The sequence below is a fragment of the Halodesulfovibrio sp. genome, from assembly GCF_025210605.1.
Classification (GTDB): domain Bacteria; phylum Desulfobacterota; class Desulfovibrionia; order Desulfovibrionales; family Desulfovibrionaceae; genus Halodesulfovibrio.
In genome coordinates this window covers 159,696-176,345 of the sequence record NZ_JAOARI010000032.1, presented here as the reverse complement: position 1 = coordinate 176,345, position 16,650 = coordinate 159,696, and the positions used below count along the sequence as shown (strand labels likewise).

Genomic DNA, 16,650 nt, shown 5'->3' with positions numbered 1-16,650 from the left:
TTAGCGTGTGCCTGTTTGATTTGGGCGACGTCTATGCTTTTACTATACTATAGCGTTTTTCAGGCTATAGATTATCAGGAGATACAAAATGATACGAGTTATTGCGTCCGTTAAGGTTAAAGAAGGAAAGTTGCAGGAATTTTTAGCTATTTTTAATGCTAACATTCCCAGCGTATTAGAAGAGGATGGATGCATTGAATATGTGCCGACTGTCGATGTGGCAACTTCACTTGATAGTCAGCAAGTGGATAATCAACTAGTTACAATTATTGAAAAGTGGGAATCTGTTGAAGCGCTTGAGGCACACTTAAAAGCCCCCCATATGGTTGAATATGTTAACGCTGTCTCAGATATTGTAGAAGATGTTGCATTAAAAGTTCTTCAAGATGCATAAAAGTAGACTTGTGATGGAGTGATATTGAAGGATTACTACTGTTTAATTCTGATATATTTCCATTACTATTGAAAAAGCCCCCATTTTGGGGGCTTTTTTGTTTTCAAATAAAAATAAGACATCACGATTTTTACTAATGCTTTTAGTATTAATGTAGTTTTTGAATAGTATTCCAATACGATTGGATGGTTATTTGTTTTATTAAAAATAAAATAAAATTTTTAAGATGATGTTTTAATAGAAATATAAGTTTTTGTTATTTTGAATTTATTTTTTGAATTTAGCTTAATTAATAAAATTACTTTATAGCGCATTTTTAGCGGGTTTATTTCCTACTATTATATGTTGGAACATCTTTATCATTGTTGATTCTTAGTTAATAAAATTAATCATTTAGACAATTGGCGTGTTTTAAGTCCCAAGTGACTAATGATTGAATTTAACAAAAGGACTAGCAATGAAAAAAGCACTGTTTATGGTGGCGTTAATCGCTTTGTCTTTTGCTCTGGTGGGCTGCGGCAGCAGCGGCAGCAGCAGTTGTGATGACAGCGGTGGCGGCTCGCAAGTAATCACTAAAAAATTTGGCTGCGTTTCTGGAGCACCAGTAAAAGGAGCGCAGGTCTTTGCCAAAAGTACATGCAAAGTTGTAGATAACGAAAAAATTAATTGCGGAGGCAGAGATATTCTTATTGGTGTAACCGACGAAAATGGTTGCATCATTCTGGATGAAGAAGCTTTCAAAAAGCTTGATCGAAGTCAGAATATTTTCTTGTATTCAAAGGGCGGCGTGCGGTTTAATTGTGCATACAGTTGCGAAAAAGATGTAAAATTAAAAGGTGCAAGTGAACGCAATTGTTGCTTTAAAGGTCAAATGCGCGCTGTTCTTGCCCCGGGTGAATGCAAGGCATATTTAACACTTCCAAACACCATTGTTCATGACCTTGTTAAGTGTGGTGAAACTCTTGAAGACGCCCGCAACTTGGTTAAAAAACTTATTTGTTGCTTAATGTCTATTAAGACAATGGCAGATCCTCTTGGAAATGCTTGTTGCGAGCTTGTGAACTATGAATACATTGCACAGGCTCTCTTAATTGGCATGGGTAGCTGCGAAGAAGGTCTTGCAACCAACTCTCCACGCTACCAGCGTGCTCTTCGAAGAGCAGTTTACAACATTAAAAATTGGGAAAATCTTGAAAGCTACAGATTTATTCCTGTAGAAGAAGTTAAAGGCGCTATGATTCCTGTTCTTGGTCCAAAATACAGAGCAGAAATTGAATGCCTGACAAGACAAGATGTGATTTGTGATAATGTATACACATTAGAACTGAAAGCATTAGACTTTAGACCAAAGTGCAGAAACAACCGTTGCGACGATTGTTGCTTTATCCCGTTCTACGGCGATCCACCTGTATTTAGCTTCACAGTAAAACCTATTACAAACAAAATTGGCAAAAAAGGACAGTTTGTGGTTGCTGAGCTTCCTGAAGAAGGCAAACTGTTCGCCCGCGGTGAAGAAGTAAAAGTTGGTGATGAGTTCACCGGCGAAGAACGCTTCAGATATGTATTAAATGACGTGGAATACGAACATGCATGTGGTCAGAAAGTTTTATTTACTTTCAAAGCCAAAGACGGTTGTTTTGTTTCTCCACTTATTGTGTGCGCGCGCTACCTCAAACGAGGTGAATCTGTAGTTACTGAATTTGAACGCTTCGAAGCATGCAAAAACACAAAATTCTTTGTAGAACCTGTACGCCAAGGTGCAACTCTTGATACAAGCAACCCAACAGTTATTAAAGTCGTAAATGGTCTGTATGCAAAAGTTATTGATACTGAGCTTCAGACATTACTGACATTTAAAATTGACGGGTTAGGCGTATTACGTGCTGGACAGGAACTTACTGTTGAGGTGACTGCCCCTGAAGGCTTTGTGTTTAAATACACAGACAGCGCTACTTTGCCGTTTAGAAACCGCACTGATATTCCTATATCTGGTAATACCTTCAGTTCAACATTTGTTTATCAAACCGATAAAAATGTTTCTGATCTGAGTCCGCTTGAACTCATTCAGGATTCAGAAATAGGTATGGTAATGCTCCGCACAACTGAAAATCCTCAGGATGTTCAGCGCTCTAACATTGCAGCATCTATCTACTTTGATGATGAGTTGAAGGCAAGTTGTGGTGACGAAGACCCTGATAATGATCCAGATGGAAATTCTTGCGGTTGTGATTTTGTTATTCTCCCTAAAGGATCAGGTCCTGAGCCTTGTATTCCTGATACAATCTCAATTCCTGAAAACTTTGAAGACTTCCTCAGAGGTCAGGGAGTAATCGGTACTCCTGGCGCAGGTCCAAGTGAAAATGCCCCTACAAGAATACTGATTACAATTGATCCGATTGGTGGCACATGTGATAACGACTTTGTCTTTAACCCTGATGAATGGACAGCCGTTGTTGTTAATCCAGATCCACCGCAGAACCCAGTACAAACAGGCTTTGGCACAGGCCCTTATACCGTAGAAGTGCCTCTTGCAACGTTTAACCCTGCTCCTCAGGCTCGTGGCACATTTGGTCAATTAGCGAATGGTAAACCTATCCCAACAGTATGGGCTGTATTTAAAGCACAGCCATTTAATTTGGGTGCAGATGCTCCATTTATTGTGCGTCCAGGACAGAACAACCACTATGCCGATATTCTCTTTAGATACACAAAAGGTACGTATGTAAGAGAAACCAATACGTTCCGTATCTTTGAGAAAAACCCTCAATCTAACCCTTAATAAGCAATACTGCATTGCTAAATGAAACATTAGCCCCCAGAAATGGGGGCTTTTTTTGTAGAAAACTTTTAAATTAGCGAAGGAAAGAGTAGCAATATTGTTTTATTGTATCAAAAAGGGAACACCGATTCCGTTAGCCGATAATGTGTGCTATAAAAAAAGTACAGTCATCTATCTTTGTTTAAAGAAATTGCATACGGGAATTGACGATATATTTTTTTTATGTGCACAATCAAAAAAAGCGTACTGGATTCGCAGCAGCTGAAGCTCAAGCAGTAATGGTGCAGCGTGCCAGTAGCCGCACAACACCTCAACGTCAGGAGATACTATGGCAAGTTTTTTCCGCGCTAATGAAATCGCTACTATTGCAGTTGAAATTGAGAAGAAAGGTCGTGAGTTTTATCTTTCACTTGAAAAATCTGCCACTAATCCGAAGACCCGCGAACTTTTCCATTATTTAGCAAATGAAGAAGCCAAGCATCAGGGCATATTCCAGTCCCTTGCGAAGCGTCTCGGTGAAATAGAATTGCCAGCTTGGGCTACTAGTGAAGAGTACGGTGCATATATTCAAGGACTTATTGAATCACATGCATTATTCACGGATCAAGATAGTGATCTTAAAGCAGCAGTTGTCGATAATGAAAAAGCTGCTGTACGCATGGCTATGAGCTTTGAAAAAGATACCTTACTGTTCTTTATGGAAATGGAAACATTTGTACCAGATACTGAAAAAGATGCTGTTCGTGAATGTATTCAAGAAGAAAGAGTTCATCTTTCAAAATTGCAGGCGATTTATTCGCAATTGTAGTTTTAAATCAAGCTTTTAACTTATTATTTTGACAGGTCGTAAGGCTTAGAAGATATTATCTTCTAAGCCTTTTTTGTTGCAATCCAAAAGTATTTGCTAAGTGCGATAGAACTATTTTTTGGCGTAAAAAAAGCACCGAAAGCTTACCTGCTGGTATTTTTACTAAAATAAAAAATATAATTTTTTTGTGACCAAATGCCGTTTTGCGACGTAGTACTTGGTGATGCAGCACACTCCCTTTCAGCAAAACTCTTCGCCTTCCGACAGAGATATTGTTGTTTCTATACGTAATGGAAACACAGACGCATACGCATTGCTGGTGTCGAAGTATCAGGCTAAAATTTATAGTATTTTTTTTCGTTCTGTTCAGTCGCAGGCAATAGCGGCAGAACTGGCACAAGATGTTTTCTTAAAAGCGTATGAAAAGTTAGAGCAATTTTCGCAAGAAAAACAGTTTTCATCGTGGCTTAACGCTATCGCAATTAATACATTACGTGATTACTGGCGCAAGGATGGTAAGAATGCATCTTTTATGGATGAATTGGATGGTAACCATACAATATGCCATTGCACTGTTGAAACGGATGTTTTGAAAAATAAATTAATGCAAGTTGTCCAACAGTTGCCAGTTCTTTATCGGGAAGCTTTGTTGCTGCGATATCGCGATGATTTGTCGATTAAGGAAATAGCGGATTCCTTAGGCATTGGAGAAAGTGCGGCTAAGATGCGGTTGAAACGGGGGATCGAAATTGTTTCAGCCACAGTAGGGGGGAATTATGAATAAAAAAGATTTTGTAGAAGAACAGCTTCGAATTCTTTTTTCAGAAGAATTTAACGATGTAGCACCACCGCAAAATTTTGCGGAGGAGGTAATGCAACAGGTAAAAAAATCTGAATCATCCCCTGTAGCTTTCAGTAATAAAATAGCAAAAGCATGCTTGGAAATTTGGAACAGTTGGTCAAAACCAAGGACAATTTCTTTTTCGCCGTTACGGGTTGCAGTATGCTTCTGTCTCATTTTTTGCAGCATGCTGGCTGTTCATACCTCTTTTTTAAATGAAGAAAGAAGCGAGCAGAGCGCAATGAGTGCTTCACTGCGTAAGCAAGGTGTTAAGCCTGTTACTTTTGCGCTACCTGATCCGCAAAAAAAATATTCTTCTGCCGTAGTGATCGGATCATTCAATAAATGGCAAAGTCGTGGATTCGAAATGAGCTACGATGAGTCACAAGAAGCTTGGGTTCTTGAACATGAACTTCCTGCTGGTGACTATGAGTACGTATTTTTTGTTGACGGTACTGCACCAATGCCTGACCCAAGCTCTGTATTTTACGTTCAAGATAGCTTCGGAAATAAGAATTCGTTGCTTCATGTTGGTGGAGCTTTGCATGAACTTTAGAACGATCGGGAACGTATGGGCAATTCGTATGTTTTGTTTCGGCTGTGTGCTTTGCAGCTGTTCACCGTTTGTTACAGGCGCGATGGCCGCCAGCCAGTCTGAGAACAAGGATCAACATGTTTTTTCAGAAGTCGTAGAAGCTGCCAAGCGTACTGAGATTCAGCAAGAAACATTATTGTTGATAACACAGAGCATGCTTGAACATACGCTTGAAGAGCAAGATGCATCTTGTCTTTTGGTAAACTTGGTGAATGCTAAAAATGATGGGCTGCCTGTGTCGCTTCTCGAAGAAAAGATAGTGGAAGGAAAAGCGAAAAGAATTTTGGGTTCTCAGCTATGCTCTGCAATAAAACATATGTGTAAAGAAGTGTCTGAGTTGCAAACGTTGCTAGCCCGTCAGACTGATATTGTATTGCAGGAAGATGTATTAGCTGTTTTGTACGAAATTAGAGCGCAAGGGGTTACTCAGCATGAGATTCAAAAATTCTTTGCCCACTATGCTGATAAAGAAATGGGGGTACTTCTGGAAGGAATACGATTGCATGCTTTGCTGAATCAAGCTGGTGTTTCTTCAGAAAACCTCGAAACGTTCATAGCGCTTGTAATGCAAAAAGAATCCACGCTGATGCGCTGGAAAGAAATTACACAGCTTTTTTCAATTGTTGTTAAAAGTGGAATTTCACCAAATGCTTTCATGAATAAGGCTATACTGGCTGTTAAGTCCGGTAAATTGCCCCATACGCTTGCAAACGAACTTTCGTTACAACCGCGAGCGCTAGGGGTAACAGAATAAGGTGTAATTCTGCGTATAAATATTGTCTGTTCCACCTTTTAAGATGTTGTGAGTGTTGAATGCAAGTAGTCAATTTGCTGCACCGTATAGTAATTATCGGAGCGTTTGCGGTTATGGTTACTGGGTGTACTGGTATAACAGGACAGTACTATTTGGGAATGGAAAAATACGGTCAGGGACAGAAAAAATTTGAACAAGTAATTGCCGAGAACCCAGACGATGCCATGGGATATTACTACCTTGGACGTATGCTGCTGGCGCAAGATAAACCTGAAGCAGCGCTTCCGCACCTGAAGAAGGCTGTTCAATTAGCCCCTCAAGATGATGATTATCACTTCTGGCTAGGTATCAATTACTGGTCGGTTATGGACTACAAAAGAGAGCGGGAAGAATATCTTAAAGCCATTGAACTCAATTCGCGGGCTACGTATGCACACTTATATTTAGGGCATAATTATCTAGACAAACGTGAGTGGAAGAAAGCGCTCGAGCATTATACGATCGTACTCAAAAAAAACAAATACGATCCAGAAGCATTGTACAACTCAGCAGTAGCACGGCATGGCTTGAAGGACTACAAACAAGAGCACAAAGACCTTCTTAAATACCTTAAGTATTATCCTGACGGACATATCGCCCTAAAAGCTGTTTCAGGGCTTAATTTGCTTGGTGATTATTCGTGGCGAAATTTTTATATAGGAAAACGTAAGGTTAGCTTTCTTGCTGTTAAGTTCACAAAGAATACTGCCAAAATAAAAACAGATACAACAGCGTCATTGAAATTACTGGGAGCAATGTTGAAAAATTCTCCAGAGTTGTCAGTAGATGTTGTCGTATATGTAAAAGGGAATACATCACTTGCAAAAGCGCGTGCTATTGCAGTGAAAAAATATATAACAACATATGTTCCGGATGTTGAGAAAAAACAGGTGATTACTAGCTGGTTTGGAGAGTCCGAACTAGTGGGGGCAGGTAAGAAATCACAACTGTTATCTGAATCAGTCCGTTTTATTACTCATGTAAAGTAACTGGAGTGTCGAGATGAAATATAGCAAATTAGTAGCGGTACTAAGTATTTGTTGCTGTCTTATTATGTGTTCTATTGTTGCTGTTTCTTTTGCCGAAACCGAGTCAACTGCTTCTACTGGAGCAGACACTGAAGTTGGGGAGACTCCCAGTACGGACACAGACACAGATGCTGGCGTGGCAACAGAAGACTCTGTCGGTGAAGAGGCTAGTGCGGGTGAAGAAACTGACACCAGTGAAGAAACTGGTACAGGCGAAGAAACTGGTACGAGCGAGGAAGGAAGCGAAAATGAAGAGGGTAGTGCAGGTGGAGAAACAGACACCGATGCTTCGCAAACTTCTTCTTTTGCAAATCCAGCTCAAGCAGCAAAAGCGGAAGCGTTAGCCGCTGCTGTAGCAGCTCAACCTTCCGCCGAAGCAGATGCAGCATTAGCCGCTGAAGCAGATGCAGAAAGCGCATTAGCCGCTGCAAAGGAATCTGGTGATGAAGATAGTATTGCTGCCGCCGAAGCTGCTTTGAGAGATGCCCAAGCAGCAAGCGAAGCGGCAATGGCCTCCCTTACCTCTGTTACAACCGCTGATATAGCAGCAATGCGAAGTGCGAATATGGGATGGGGAGAAATTGCGCATGAGCTTGGAGTTCACCCGAGTGTGCTTGGTCTTGCTAAAGGCAAAGGAAAAGCAAAAAGCAAGGGTGAGGCTAGAGGTAACGCTGAAGGACGAAATGATCCTTCGAAAAGAGCAAAAAACCGCAGTAAGCATACAACAACGGCGCGAAATACTAAAAAAGGCTACTCGACTGCACCGGGTGCTAAAGCCGGAAAGGGTGGCGGTAGCAAAGCGGTAGGACTTGGACAGTCGAAGCAAGGCGCACGAGGGGCTAGTTCCGGTAATTCAGGAAAAGGCGGTAACTCCAGCAGTGCGGGTAAATCCGGTAATGCAGGCAATAACGGCGCGAATGGAAACGCTGGTGGAAATGGTAAAGGTGGAGGCAATGGAAAAGGCGGCGGAAACGGTGGTGGCAAAAAATAGTTATTACGCTACATGATTATTCAAGGGCTTATGCAACACGCATAAGCCCTTTTTTATTTTAACAAGTAATAAATACAAATCGTATCGAACAATTGGGGAAGAGCGCAGTTCTATTTTGGGAATCATTAACGGAGTATCGGTGGCGAAGGCGTAGCAGCTAAGTTTTGATACCGCTCATGACAGCCATACTGTTTTTATTGAAAACAAGACTGTAAAATAATTATACAGATATAGCCGGATAGCAAACATGTGTCATATTTTTTGACACTTTTTTTTTTTGAGTAAGAAAAGTTTTTTTCTTAAAAAAATATACCTGACTAAAATAGTACGAATTAATATGAAGTGGTCTTCTTTTTGCGAGTTACTTTTATAACGAAGAGTTGATGTATAATTTTTATACATGCGGTATATACTATAATAACTACATATGGATAGCTTGCTTATACCAAATGATATTTCGTTACCGTTTTATAGTTAAGTGAGGGTGTATGGTTTTACGTTCTATATTTGCAGTGTTACTATTAGTTCTCGTTGTTGGTAATGCATCTGCTTTTGAAGGAGGAGGAAGCCCTCTTTCATCATATTTACAAATAGCGGCAGAAAATAACGGTGAATTGCAAGCAGCGTTTAGCCGTTGGAAAGCCTCAGTGCAAAAGGCACCTCAAGTTTCAACATTACCGGACCCACAGTTAACCTATAGCGTGTACATTGTGCCGGTTGAAACGCGAGTCGGTCCTCAAAGAATGAGCTATGGTCTTACCCAAAAATTTCCATGGCTAGGAAAGCTGGATGCAAAGGAACAAGTTGCTCTACGTGAAGCAGATGTGCTCAAGGCAAAAGCTGATAGTATCAAAACAAAAATATTTCGTGATGTTAAAGTAGCCTATTATGAACTGCTTTATTTGCAACAAGCTATTCAGCTAACAGGTGAGCAGGTTGAGTTACTGGAATTTATGGAAGCAACTATTCGCTCCCGTTATTCTGCCGGTAATGCACTGTATTCTGACGTACTTCGTGCTCAGGTTGAACTTGATTCAGCCAGAAATAGACAGCTTTCTTTGAAAGATATGGTTGTCCCCCTTCAAGCACGGGTGAACGCAGTTGTAGGGCGAAACATAGATGAACCTGTACATCTCTCAAGTGTTGTCGAGCTTCGATTAGATGTTGAAGAAGAACAACTTAGCAAATTGCTCCAAAATAAGAATCCTGAATTAATTAGCTTCGATCAGGAACTTGCTCGTGCTGACGCTCAGGTTCTCCTTGCTGAAAAAAATTACTATCCAGACCTCACATTCGGAATCAAATCAATTTACACAGATAAAGCTCGATCTGGTAATCCGACACAAAATGGCAATGACCCTGTTATTGCCAGCGTCAGCCTCAATATCCCGTTATGGCAGGACAGCAGGGATGCCGCTGTGGAAGAAGGGCGTGAACGACGCCTTGTAGCAATTCAGGCAAAACAGGGGAGAAAGGACGTTTTGCTGGCTGACCTTGAACTGGCTTTATACCGTTATCGGGATGCCATACGTCAGATTACTCTTTATGAAGAAAGCCTTATTCCAAAGGCAGAACAATCTGTAGAGGTGATTTTGCAAACATACCAAAGTGGTAAGGTAGATTTGCAAGAAGTAATCTCAGCAGAAAATACATATTTTGAGCTGTACATAGCTCAAGCCCGTGCGTTGACAGATCAAGCTCAGCGCATTGCACAACTTGAACAATTGGTCGGTACGGAATTGCCTGTGATGCAAAAAAAGATATTTACGCAGAAAAAGGTACCCTTACCGCAACAAGAGCTCAATGTAACAGTTGAGTAGCACAGCTAACTAAGGAATATAACAGATGAGATCATTTTTGAAAATTACTGTCGCAGCGTTTGTAGCTGTAACATTTGTCGTGTCCGGTACTGCGTCGTTCGCAAGCTCTAAACAAGTTAAATGCCCTGTTATGGGGAATACCATTAACAAAAAGTTGTATGCAGACCATAATGGAAAGCGCGTATATTTTTGCTGCCAGATGTGTTTGCCGAAGTTTAAAAAGAATCCGACTGTTTTTATTAAAAAGCTCGAAAGTCAGGGCGTGAAATTAGAAGCTGCAAAATAAGCAATCCATACGTGCTCTCAGAGCGGTATCTGAGAGCACGTATGGCTTTGGAGATGCTAGATGCAATTACCTTTCGATATCCGAAAATTTTTGTTTGGTGCAGCAGTCATACTTTTTACAGGTGGAATGTATGCGTCAATTCTTTTGGGTGCATCAGACCATGAGCACAACCATGATGCTCAAGTAGAGTCTGCTGACCAAAATGCTGACACAAGCCAGACAGAAGGCAAAGTTGTGTGGACGTGTTCTATGCATCCCCAAATTCAATTGCCGCAACCGGGAAAATGTCCAATCTGTTTTATGGATTTAATAAAGCTGGAAATTGACGCTAATAAAGCTGCACTTGAAAGCTATCGTCAAATAGAATTGGATAGCGATGCTCGAAAGCTTGCAGAGCTTGAAGTGACGCCTGTTTCCCGAAAGTCTGTTGCAACTTCTAGACGCATGATTGGCAAAATTGAGTATGATGAGTCGCGCGTGGAAACTATAAGCGCGTGGACTGCTGGTCGAATTGACAAATTATATATCGCCAAAACAGGTAGCACGGTTCGCAAGGGTCAACCAATGGCTGTTATTTACAGTCCTGAGTTGTATTCAGCACAGGCTGAGTTGATTCACGCGACTGCTGCTCAAGCTAAACTTTCTGCGAGAAGTTCCTCAATTATTCGCCGATCCGTTGCAAGCAATATTGCAGCTGCAAAAGAGAAATTACGCCTTCTCGGACTGTCAGAAGGGCAGATTGCAGCCATCGCAAAAAAAGATACTCCTTCAAGAAATTTGACGGTATTTGCACCTCAGGCAGGCATTGTTATTCGTAAAGATGTCGTTGAAGGCGCGTATGTAAAAGCTGGTGAGCCATTGTATTCCATTGCCGACCTTTCTGATGTGTGGGTTGTGCTGGAAGCGTATGAGACTGACCTGCCGTGGATTAAAGAAGGAGACGCTGTTGAATTTACTGTAGAAGCCTTCCCCGGGGAGTCTTTTAATGGACGTATTGTTTACATTGACCCTGTTGTAGATAAGCAGACCCGTACTGTGGCTGTTCGAATTGAAGTGCCGAACCCTAATGAAAAATTAAAGCCGGGGATGTTTGTGCAGGCTTCACAAACCAAAAGCACTACTCAGGATCAGTCTTCATTGATTATTCCGGCTTCAGCGCCTTTAATTACTGGCAAGCGAGCTATTGTATATGTGCAGCATCCAGAAAAAGAAGGAGTGTACGAAGGAAGAGAGATCGTCCTTGGTGCAAAATCTGGCAATACTTACATAGTTAAAAGCGGTCTTAATGAAGGGGAGCTTGTTGTAAGCAAAGGGGCATTCAAGCTCGACAGCGCACTCCAGATTATGGCGAAGCCTAGTATGATGAGTGGTGCTGCTACCGTACCCTCTGAGTCAGCCCATGACTCCCATAAAGAGCACTCTTCAAAGCACCTTGGCGCGCCTCCGATTATGATTTCTAAGCTTTATTTTATGAATAAAGATTTTGAAGCACTGCATCGTGCCTTGCAGCAGCAAAATACGGCTGAAGTGCAAGCTCTGTTTACTAAGATAGGGAAAAAACTCGGCAGTATTGAAACATGGATGCTTGAAGGCAAAGCACTTCTTGCATGGAAAGAGTATGGAATGTTGCTCTCCAATGACTGTGTGCTCGGTGCAGAGGCTGAATCATACAAGCGTCAACATGAATTGTTTGCACTTGCTCATGCCCATTATACTGCCTTGAAAAATGCGTTCGGCGTTCAAAGCATGGCGAAATCGCTGCAACCTGCATTACTGGTACCAGAAGGGTTTAAGATACAACTAGGCTTAGTTCTTAACGCCTATATTGGCGTATCCGAAGCGCTTAGTCAGGATAATGCGGAAGGTGCTCGCCTTGCAGTAAAAAAACTTACAGCTGCTTTGCACTCAGTTTCGCACACAGGGTTGGATAGTACTGCGTCTAAATTCTGGATTGATAAAAAACGCCTGATGACAGCAGGGATCACTGAGATGCGCAATGCTCCAGATATCGAGGAGATGCGAAAGGGATTCCTCACCATATCAAATGGATTGCTGGACGTAACAAAGCGTATGGGAATCTCCTTAGATGGAGAGGTGTACGAGATACATTGTCCAATGGCTTTTGGCGATAAAGGTGCAAGCTGGTTGCAACAGGATGAAAGTATCCGGAACCCATATTTCGGCTCAAAAATGTTTAATTGCGGCGAAGTTAAAAAGCAGCTTGCTGTAGAGTAGGGGGCAGTAATGGCTGATATGAAAAAAACACCGCAAAAAACAGATTATCCTTCTGGGTGCTCATCTACTTCTGCTCTTGATGCTGAGCATAGTGTTACCCCGACGACGCTTACTGAAAAGCTTATTTACTTTTGTTTAAAACGTAAGCTTGTAGTGGTGCTGCTTACTGTTCTTATGATCGGGTGGGGAGCTATGGTTGCCCCATTTGATTGGGACCTTGGCGGTATTCCCCGTGACCCTGTGCCTGTGGACGCGATACCGGACATTGGAGAAAATCAGCAGATTGTATTTACCTCATGGGCAGGGCGCTCGCCGCAAGACATGGAAGATCAAGTTACATATCCACTTACAGTTGCTTTGCTTGGAATACCGGGCGTTAAAACTGTACGTAGCTATTCCATGTTCGGATTTTCCTCTATCTACGTAATTTTTGATGAAAATGTTGAGTTTTATTGGTCCCGCTCCCGTCTTTTAGAAAAATTGAACAGTCTACCTTCAGGAACGTTGCCGCAAGGCGTACAACCCACGCTAGGACCGGATGCAACTGCTCTAGGACAGGTTTTTTGGTACACAATTGAAGGACGTGACCCTAAAGGAAATCCGACAGGAGGATGGGGACTTGATGAATTACGAAGCGTACAGGACTGGCTTGTGCGCTACGGGTTACTTTCTGCTGAAGGTGTATCGGAAGTTGCATCCGCAGGCGGTTTTGTTAAAGAATATCAGATTGATGTTAACCCAGATGCCATGCGTGCATACGGGGTGACACTTCAGCAAGTTATCAATGCCGTTAAGCAATCAAACCTTGATGTCGGTGCCCGTACAATGGAAATCAACAATGTGGAATATCTTATCCGCGGTGTTGGTTTTGTAAAAAAGCTGTCTGATTTAGAAAAAGCAGTCATCAAAGTTACAGATAATACGCCAATTACTGTGAAGGATGTGGCGACTGTGACGCTTGGGCCTGCAACACGACGTGGAGCACTGGATAAAAACGGTGCTGAAGTTGTAGGTGGAGTGGTTGTAGTTCGCTATGGTGAAAATCCTCTGCAAGTAATTAAGAATTTAAAAGAGAAAATCGCGACCATCAGCGCGGGATTGCCTAGCAAAATCCTTACCGATGGTACTATTTCTAAACTTACGATTGTTCCTTTTTATGATCGTAGCGGTCTTATTCAAGAGACATTGAATACACTGGATAACGCACTGACTGAAGAAGTGCTTATTACCATCATCGTTGTACTCATTGCGGTGATGCATTTTAAAAGCTCGTTGGTCATTTCTTCCTTGCTTCCGCTTGCTGTACTCATGTGCTTTATTGCCATGCGGACATTCGGTGTTGATGCCAACATTGTAGCTCTTTCCGGTATCGCCATTGCCATTGGTACTATGGTAGATATGGGGATTATTATCTGTGAAAATATTCTAAAGAAACTTGAAAACGCTCCTGAAGGAGCAGACTCATTTTCGCTTGTTTTTGAAGGTGTTGCTGAAGTAGGCAGTGCGGTTCTGACTGCTGTTGCAACAACCATTATTAGCTTTCTGCCAGTATTTGTTATGGATGGTGCAGAAGGAAAGCTTTTTAAGCCGTTAGCATATACCAAAACATTTGCCTTAGGCGCGTCTATTCTTCTCTCTTTAACTGTCTTGCCTGTGTTGACACACATGCTTTTTAAGGCGCGCAATGCATCGTATACCAGTTTAGTGAAGCGGTATGCTGTTCCCGCAATACTTATTGTGGCTGGCATTCTGCTGAGTGCTATGGTTGCATGGTGGCTTGGGATTGTAGTTGGTTATATTGGGGTGCGGCGTGTTGTTTACGTATTTTTGCCACCTAACCTTGGAAAAGCGCTTGAATGGGTTGAAAACTGGGTTGTCATTATTGCCATAACAGCTGTTCTTTCCAGCCACTGGCTTCCTCTTGGGCCAGAAAAAGGATTTTGGGTTAACTTTATTTTCGTAGCCGTAAGCATCGGCGGACTGATGTCCTTCTTTTATGGCTTCCAAAAGCTGTATCCATTGTTACTCCGAACCTTCTTGCACTATAAAGCGCTCTTTATGCTGATTCCAGTAAGTGTTTCCATCTTTGGTATGGTTATCTGGCTGGGATTTGGTTCTATGACAAGCTGGTTGCCGGACTCAATTCGATCTACCGCACCAATGGCAACACTGGCACATGCTTTCCCTGGACTTGGAAAAGAGTTTATGCCGCCACTGGATGAAGGCTCATTTTTATATATGCCAACAACAATGCCGCACGCTTCTATTGGCGAAGTGCAGGACATTTTGGCGAAACAAGATAAGGCTATTCAACAAATTCCTGAAGTGCAAAGCGCTGTAGGAAAGTTAGGTAGAGCGGAAACTCCTCTTGATCCCGCGCCAGTATCAATGATTGAAACTGTCATCAATTACAAGCCAGAGTATTTGCTAGACGCAAATGGTAAAAGGATGCGCTTTAAATTTGATGCATCAAAGAAAGACTATATGCGATCGGTAGACAACAAACTGCTTCCTGCTAATGATGGCTACCCGTACCTTGTGCAAGGATACTATCTGCGTGATGCGGCTGGCAGACTTATTCCTGATCCTGATGGCAGACCATTTAGGATTTGGCGCATGGCTCTTGATCCTGAAATAAACCCTGACCGCGAAGCATGGGGCGGAATTCGCTCTTCGAATGACATATGGGATGCAATCGTTAAGGCCGCAGATATGCCAGGCGTAACCAGTGCACCAAAGCTTCAACCTATTGCAGCGCGTATTGTTATGTTGCAATCGGGTATGCGTGCGCCAATGGGGATAAAGGTCAAGGGGCCTTCCTTGCCAGTGATTGAAGAGTTTGGGTTACAGCTTGAAAAGTATTTAAAACAGGTTCCTTCTGTTATGCCTGCTGCCGTTACTGCGGATAGAATTGTCGGAAAACCGTATATTGAAATTGTTATCGATCGAGATGCCATTGCCCGCCATGGTATTACTGTCACTAAAGTACAGAACGTTATCGACAGTGCAGTAGGAGGGCGCGTTATTACTTCCACAGTGGAAGGACGTGAACGATATCCTGTTCGAGTGCGGTATCAACGTGAATTACGTGACTCTTTGGAAGGGCTTGAAAATATTCTTGTAGCTTCGGCAACAGGTGAGCAAGTCCCATTGTCACAACTGGCAGAAGTCACATATGTTCGTGGGCCACAAGTTATTAAAAGTGAAGATACCTTTCTTGTTGGCTACGTTTTGTTCGATAAACAAGCAGGCTATGCTGAAGTAGATGTTGTCGAGCAGGCTCAAGCCTTTTTGGATCAAAAAATAGCGGACGGCGAACTTACAATACCAGCAGGTGTCTCATTTGAATTTGCGGGAAGTTATGAAAATCAGATACGCGCACAGAAAAAGCTGTCGGTGATTTTACCACTGGCATTGTTTGTTATCGTAATTATTCTGTATTTGCAGTTCTCTGCGATTACAACAACGCTTATGGTTTTTTCTGGAATTATTGTCGCGTGGTCTGGTGGCTTTATTATGATATGGCTCTATGGTCAGGACTGGTTCCTTAACTTTTCTGTGCTCGGAACACACATGCGCGAGTTGTTTCAGGTTCATCCAGTGAACCTTTCTGTCGCCATTTGGGTAGGATTTCTTGCGCTATTCGGAATAGCATCAGACGACGGTGTTATTATGGCAACCTTCCTTGATGAATCCAAAGCTAAAAATACTCCAACCGATGTGGAAGCTGTTCGGAATTTCGTCATTGAAGGTGCAAAAAAACGTATTCGTCCCGCCTTAATGACTTCGGCGACAACCATTTTGGCGCTACTACCTATCCTGACTTCTACAGGTAAAGGCGCGGATATTATGGTTCCAATGGCGATACCTTCGTTTGGAGGCATGGCAATTGCTCTTTTGACGGTTTTTGTTGTCCCAGTGTTATATTGCTGGGTTGAGGAACACAAACTGAAGAGTAACAAATGATAATGCATAGTTTTTAGCAACGATGTGCCTTGGAATCACTGGGTACAAAATCAACAATAAAAAGCCGTTATCACTGCTGGTGATAACGGCTTTTTTGAATGTAAATATTATGAT

12 protein-coding genes are annotated in these 16,650 nt (G+C 42.1%); all 12 read left to right on the top strand.

What is annotated here, in order from left to right; translation table 11 throughout:
• Positions 1–88 precede the first annotated feature (88 nt).
• Positions 89–394 (top strand): putative quinol monooxygenase, encoded by a 306-nt coding sequence (locus N4A56_RS13030; RefSeq protein ID WP_295547862.1) that lies wholly within the window; start codon positions 89–91, stop codon positions 392–394.
• A gap of 457 nt (positions 395–851) precedes the next feature.
• Positions 852–3,173, top strand: a complete 2,322-nt coding sequence (locus N4A56_RS13025) for a hypothetical protein (RefSeq protein WP_295547860.1) — start codon at positions 852–854, stop codon at positions 3,171–3,173.
• 328 nt (positions 3,174–3,501) lie between these two features.
• Positions 3,502–3,981, top strand: a complete 480-nt coding sequence (locus N4A56_RS13020) for a ferritin family protein (RefSeq protein ID WP_293669418.1) — start codon at positions 3,502–3,504, stop codon at positions 3,979–3,981.
• A 223-nt stretch (positions 3,982–4,204) separates the two neighbouring features.
• Positions 4,205–4,765 (top strand): RNA polymerase sigma factor, encoded by a 561-nt coding sequence (locus N4A56_RS13015; RefSeq protein ID WP_295547931.1) that lies wholly within the window; start codon positions 4,205–4,207, stop codon positions 4,763–4,765.
• Positions 4,758–5,378, top strand: coding sequence for a glycogen-binding domain-containing protein (locus N4A56_RS13010; RefSeq protein WP_295547857.1), 621 nt, complete (start codon positions 4,758–4,760; stop codon positions 5,376–5,378). Before N4A56_RS13015 ends, N4A56_RS13010 begins: the two co-directional genes overlap by 8 nt.
• Positions 5,368–6,171 carry a hypothetical protein gene (locus tag N4A56_RS13005; protein ID WP_295547855.1) on the top strand — a complete coding sequence of 268 codons (804 nt, stop codon included), beginning with the start codon at positions 5,368–5,370 and terminating at the stop codon, positions 6,169–6,171. Before N4A56_RS13010 ends, N4A56_RS13005 begins: the two co-directional genes overlap by 11 nt.
• Before the next feature lie 59 nt (positions 6,172–6,230).
• On the top strand, positions 6,231–7,199 hold the full coding sequence (locus N4A56_RS13000; protein ID WP_295547852.1) for a tetratricopeptide repeat protein: 969 nt from the start codon (positions 6,231–6,233) through the stop codon (positions 7,197–7,199).
• Between the two features lie 13 nt (positions 7,200–7,212).
• On the top strand, positions 7,213–8,229 hold the full coding sequence (locus N4A56_RS12995) for a hypothetical protein (protein ID WP_295547850.1): 1,017 nt from the start codon (positions 7,213–7,215) through the stop codon (positions 8,227–8,229).
• 488 nt (positions 8,230–8,717) lie between these two features.
• Complete coding sequence (locus N4A56_RS12990) at positions 8,718–10,049, top strand: TolC family protein (RefSeq protein ID WP_295547848.1); 1,332 nt, start codon at positions 8,718–8,720, stop codon at positions 10,047–10,049.
• Between the two features lie 25 nt (positions 10,050–10,074).
• Positions 10,075–10,335 carry a hypothetical protein gene (locus N4A56_RS12985; protein WP_295547846.1) on the top strand — a complete coding sequence of 87 codons (261 nt, stop codon included), beginning with the start codon at positions 10,075–10,077 and terminating at the stop codon, positions 10,333–10,335.
• Positions 10,336–10,395: 60 nt separating this feature from the next.
• Positions 10,396–12,570, top strand: coding sequence for an efflux RND transporter periplasmic adaptor subunit (locus N4A56_RS12980; protein WP_295547845.1), 2,175 nt, complete (start codon positions 10,396–10,398; stop codon positions 12,568–12,570).
• 9 nt (positions 12,571–12,579) lie between these two features.
• Positions 12,580–16,536, top strand: a complete 3,957-nt coding sequence (locus N4A56_RS12975) for an efflux RND transporter permease subunit (RefSeq protein ID WP_295547844.1) — start codon at positions 12,580–12,582, stop codon at positions 16,534–16,536.
• Positions 16,537–16,650 lie beyond the last annotated feature (114 nt).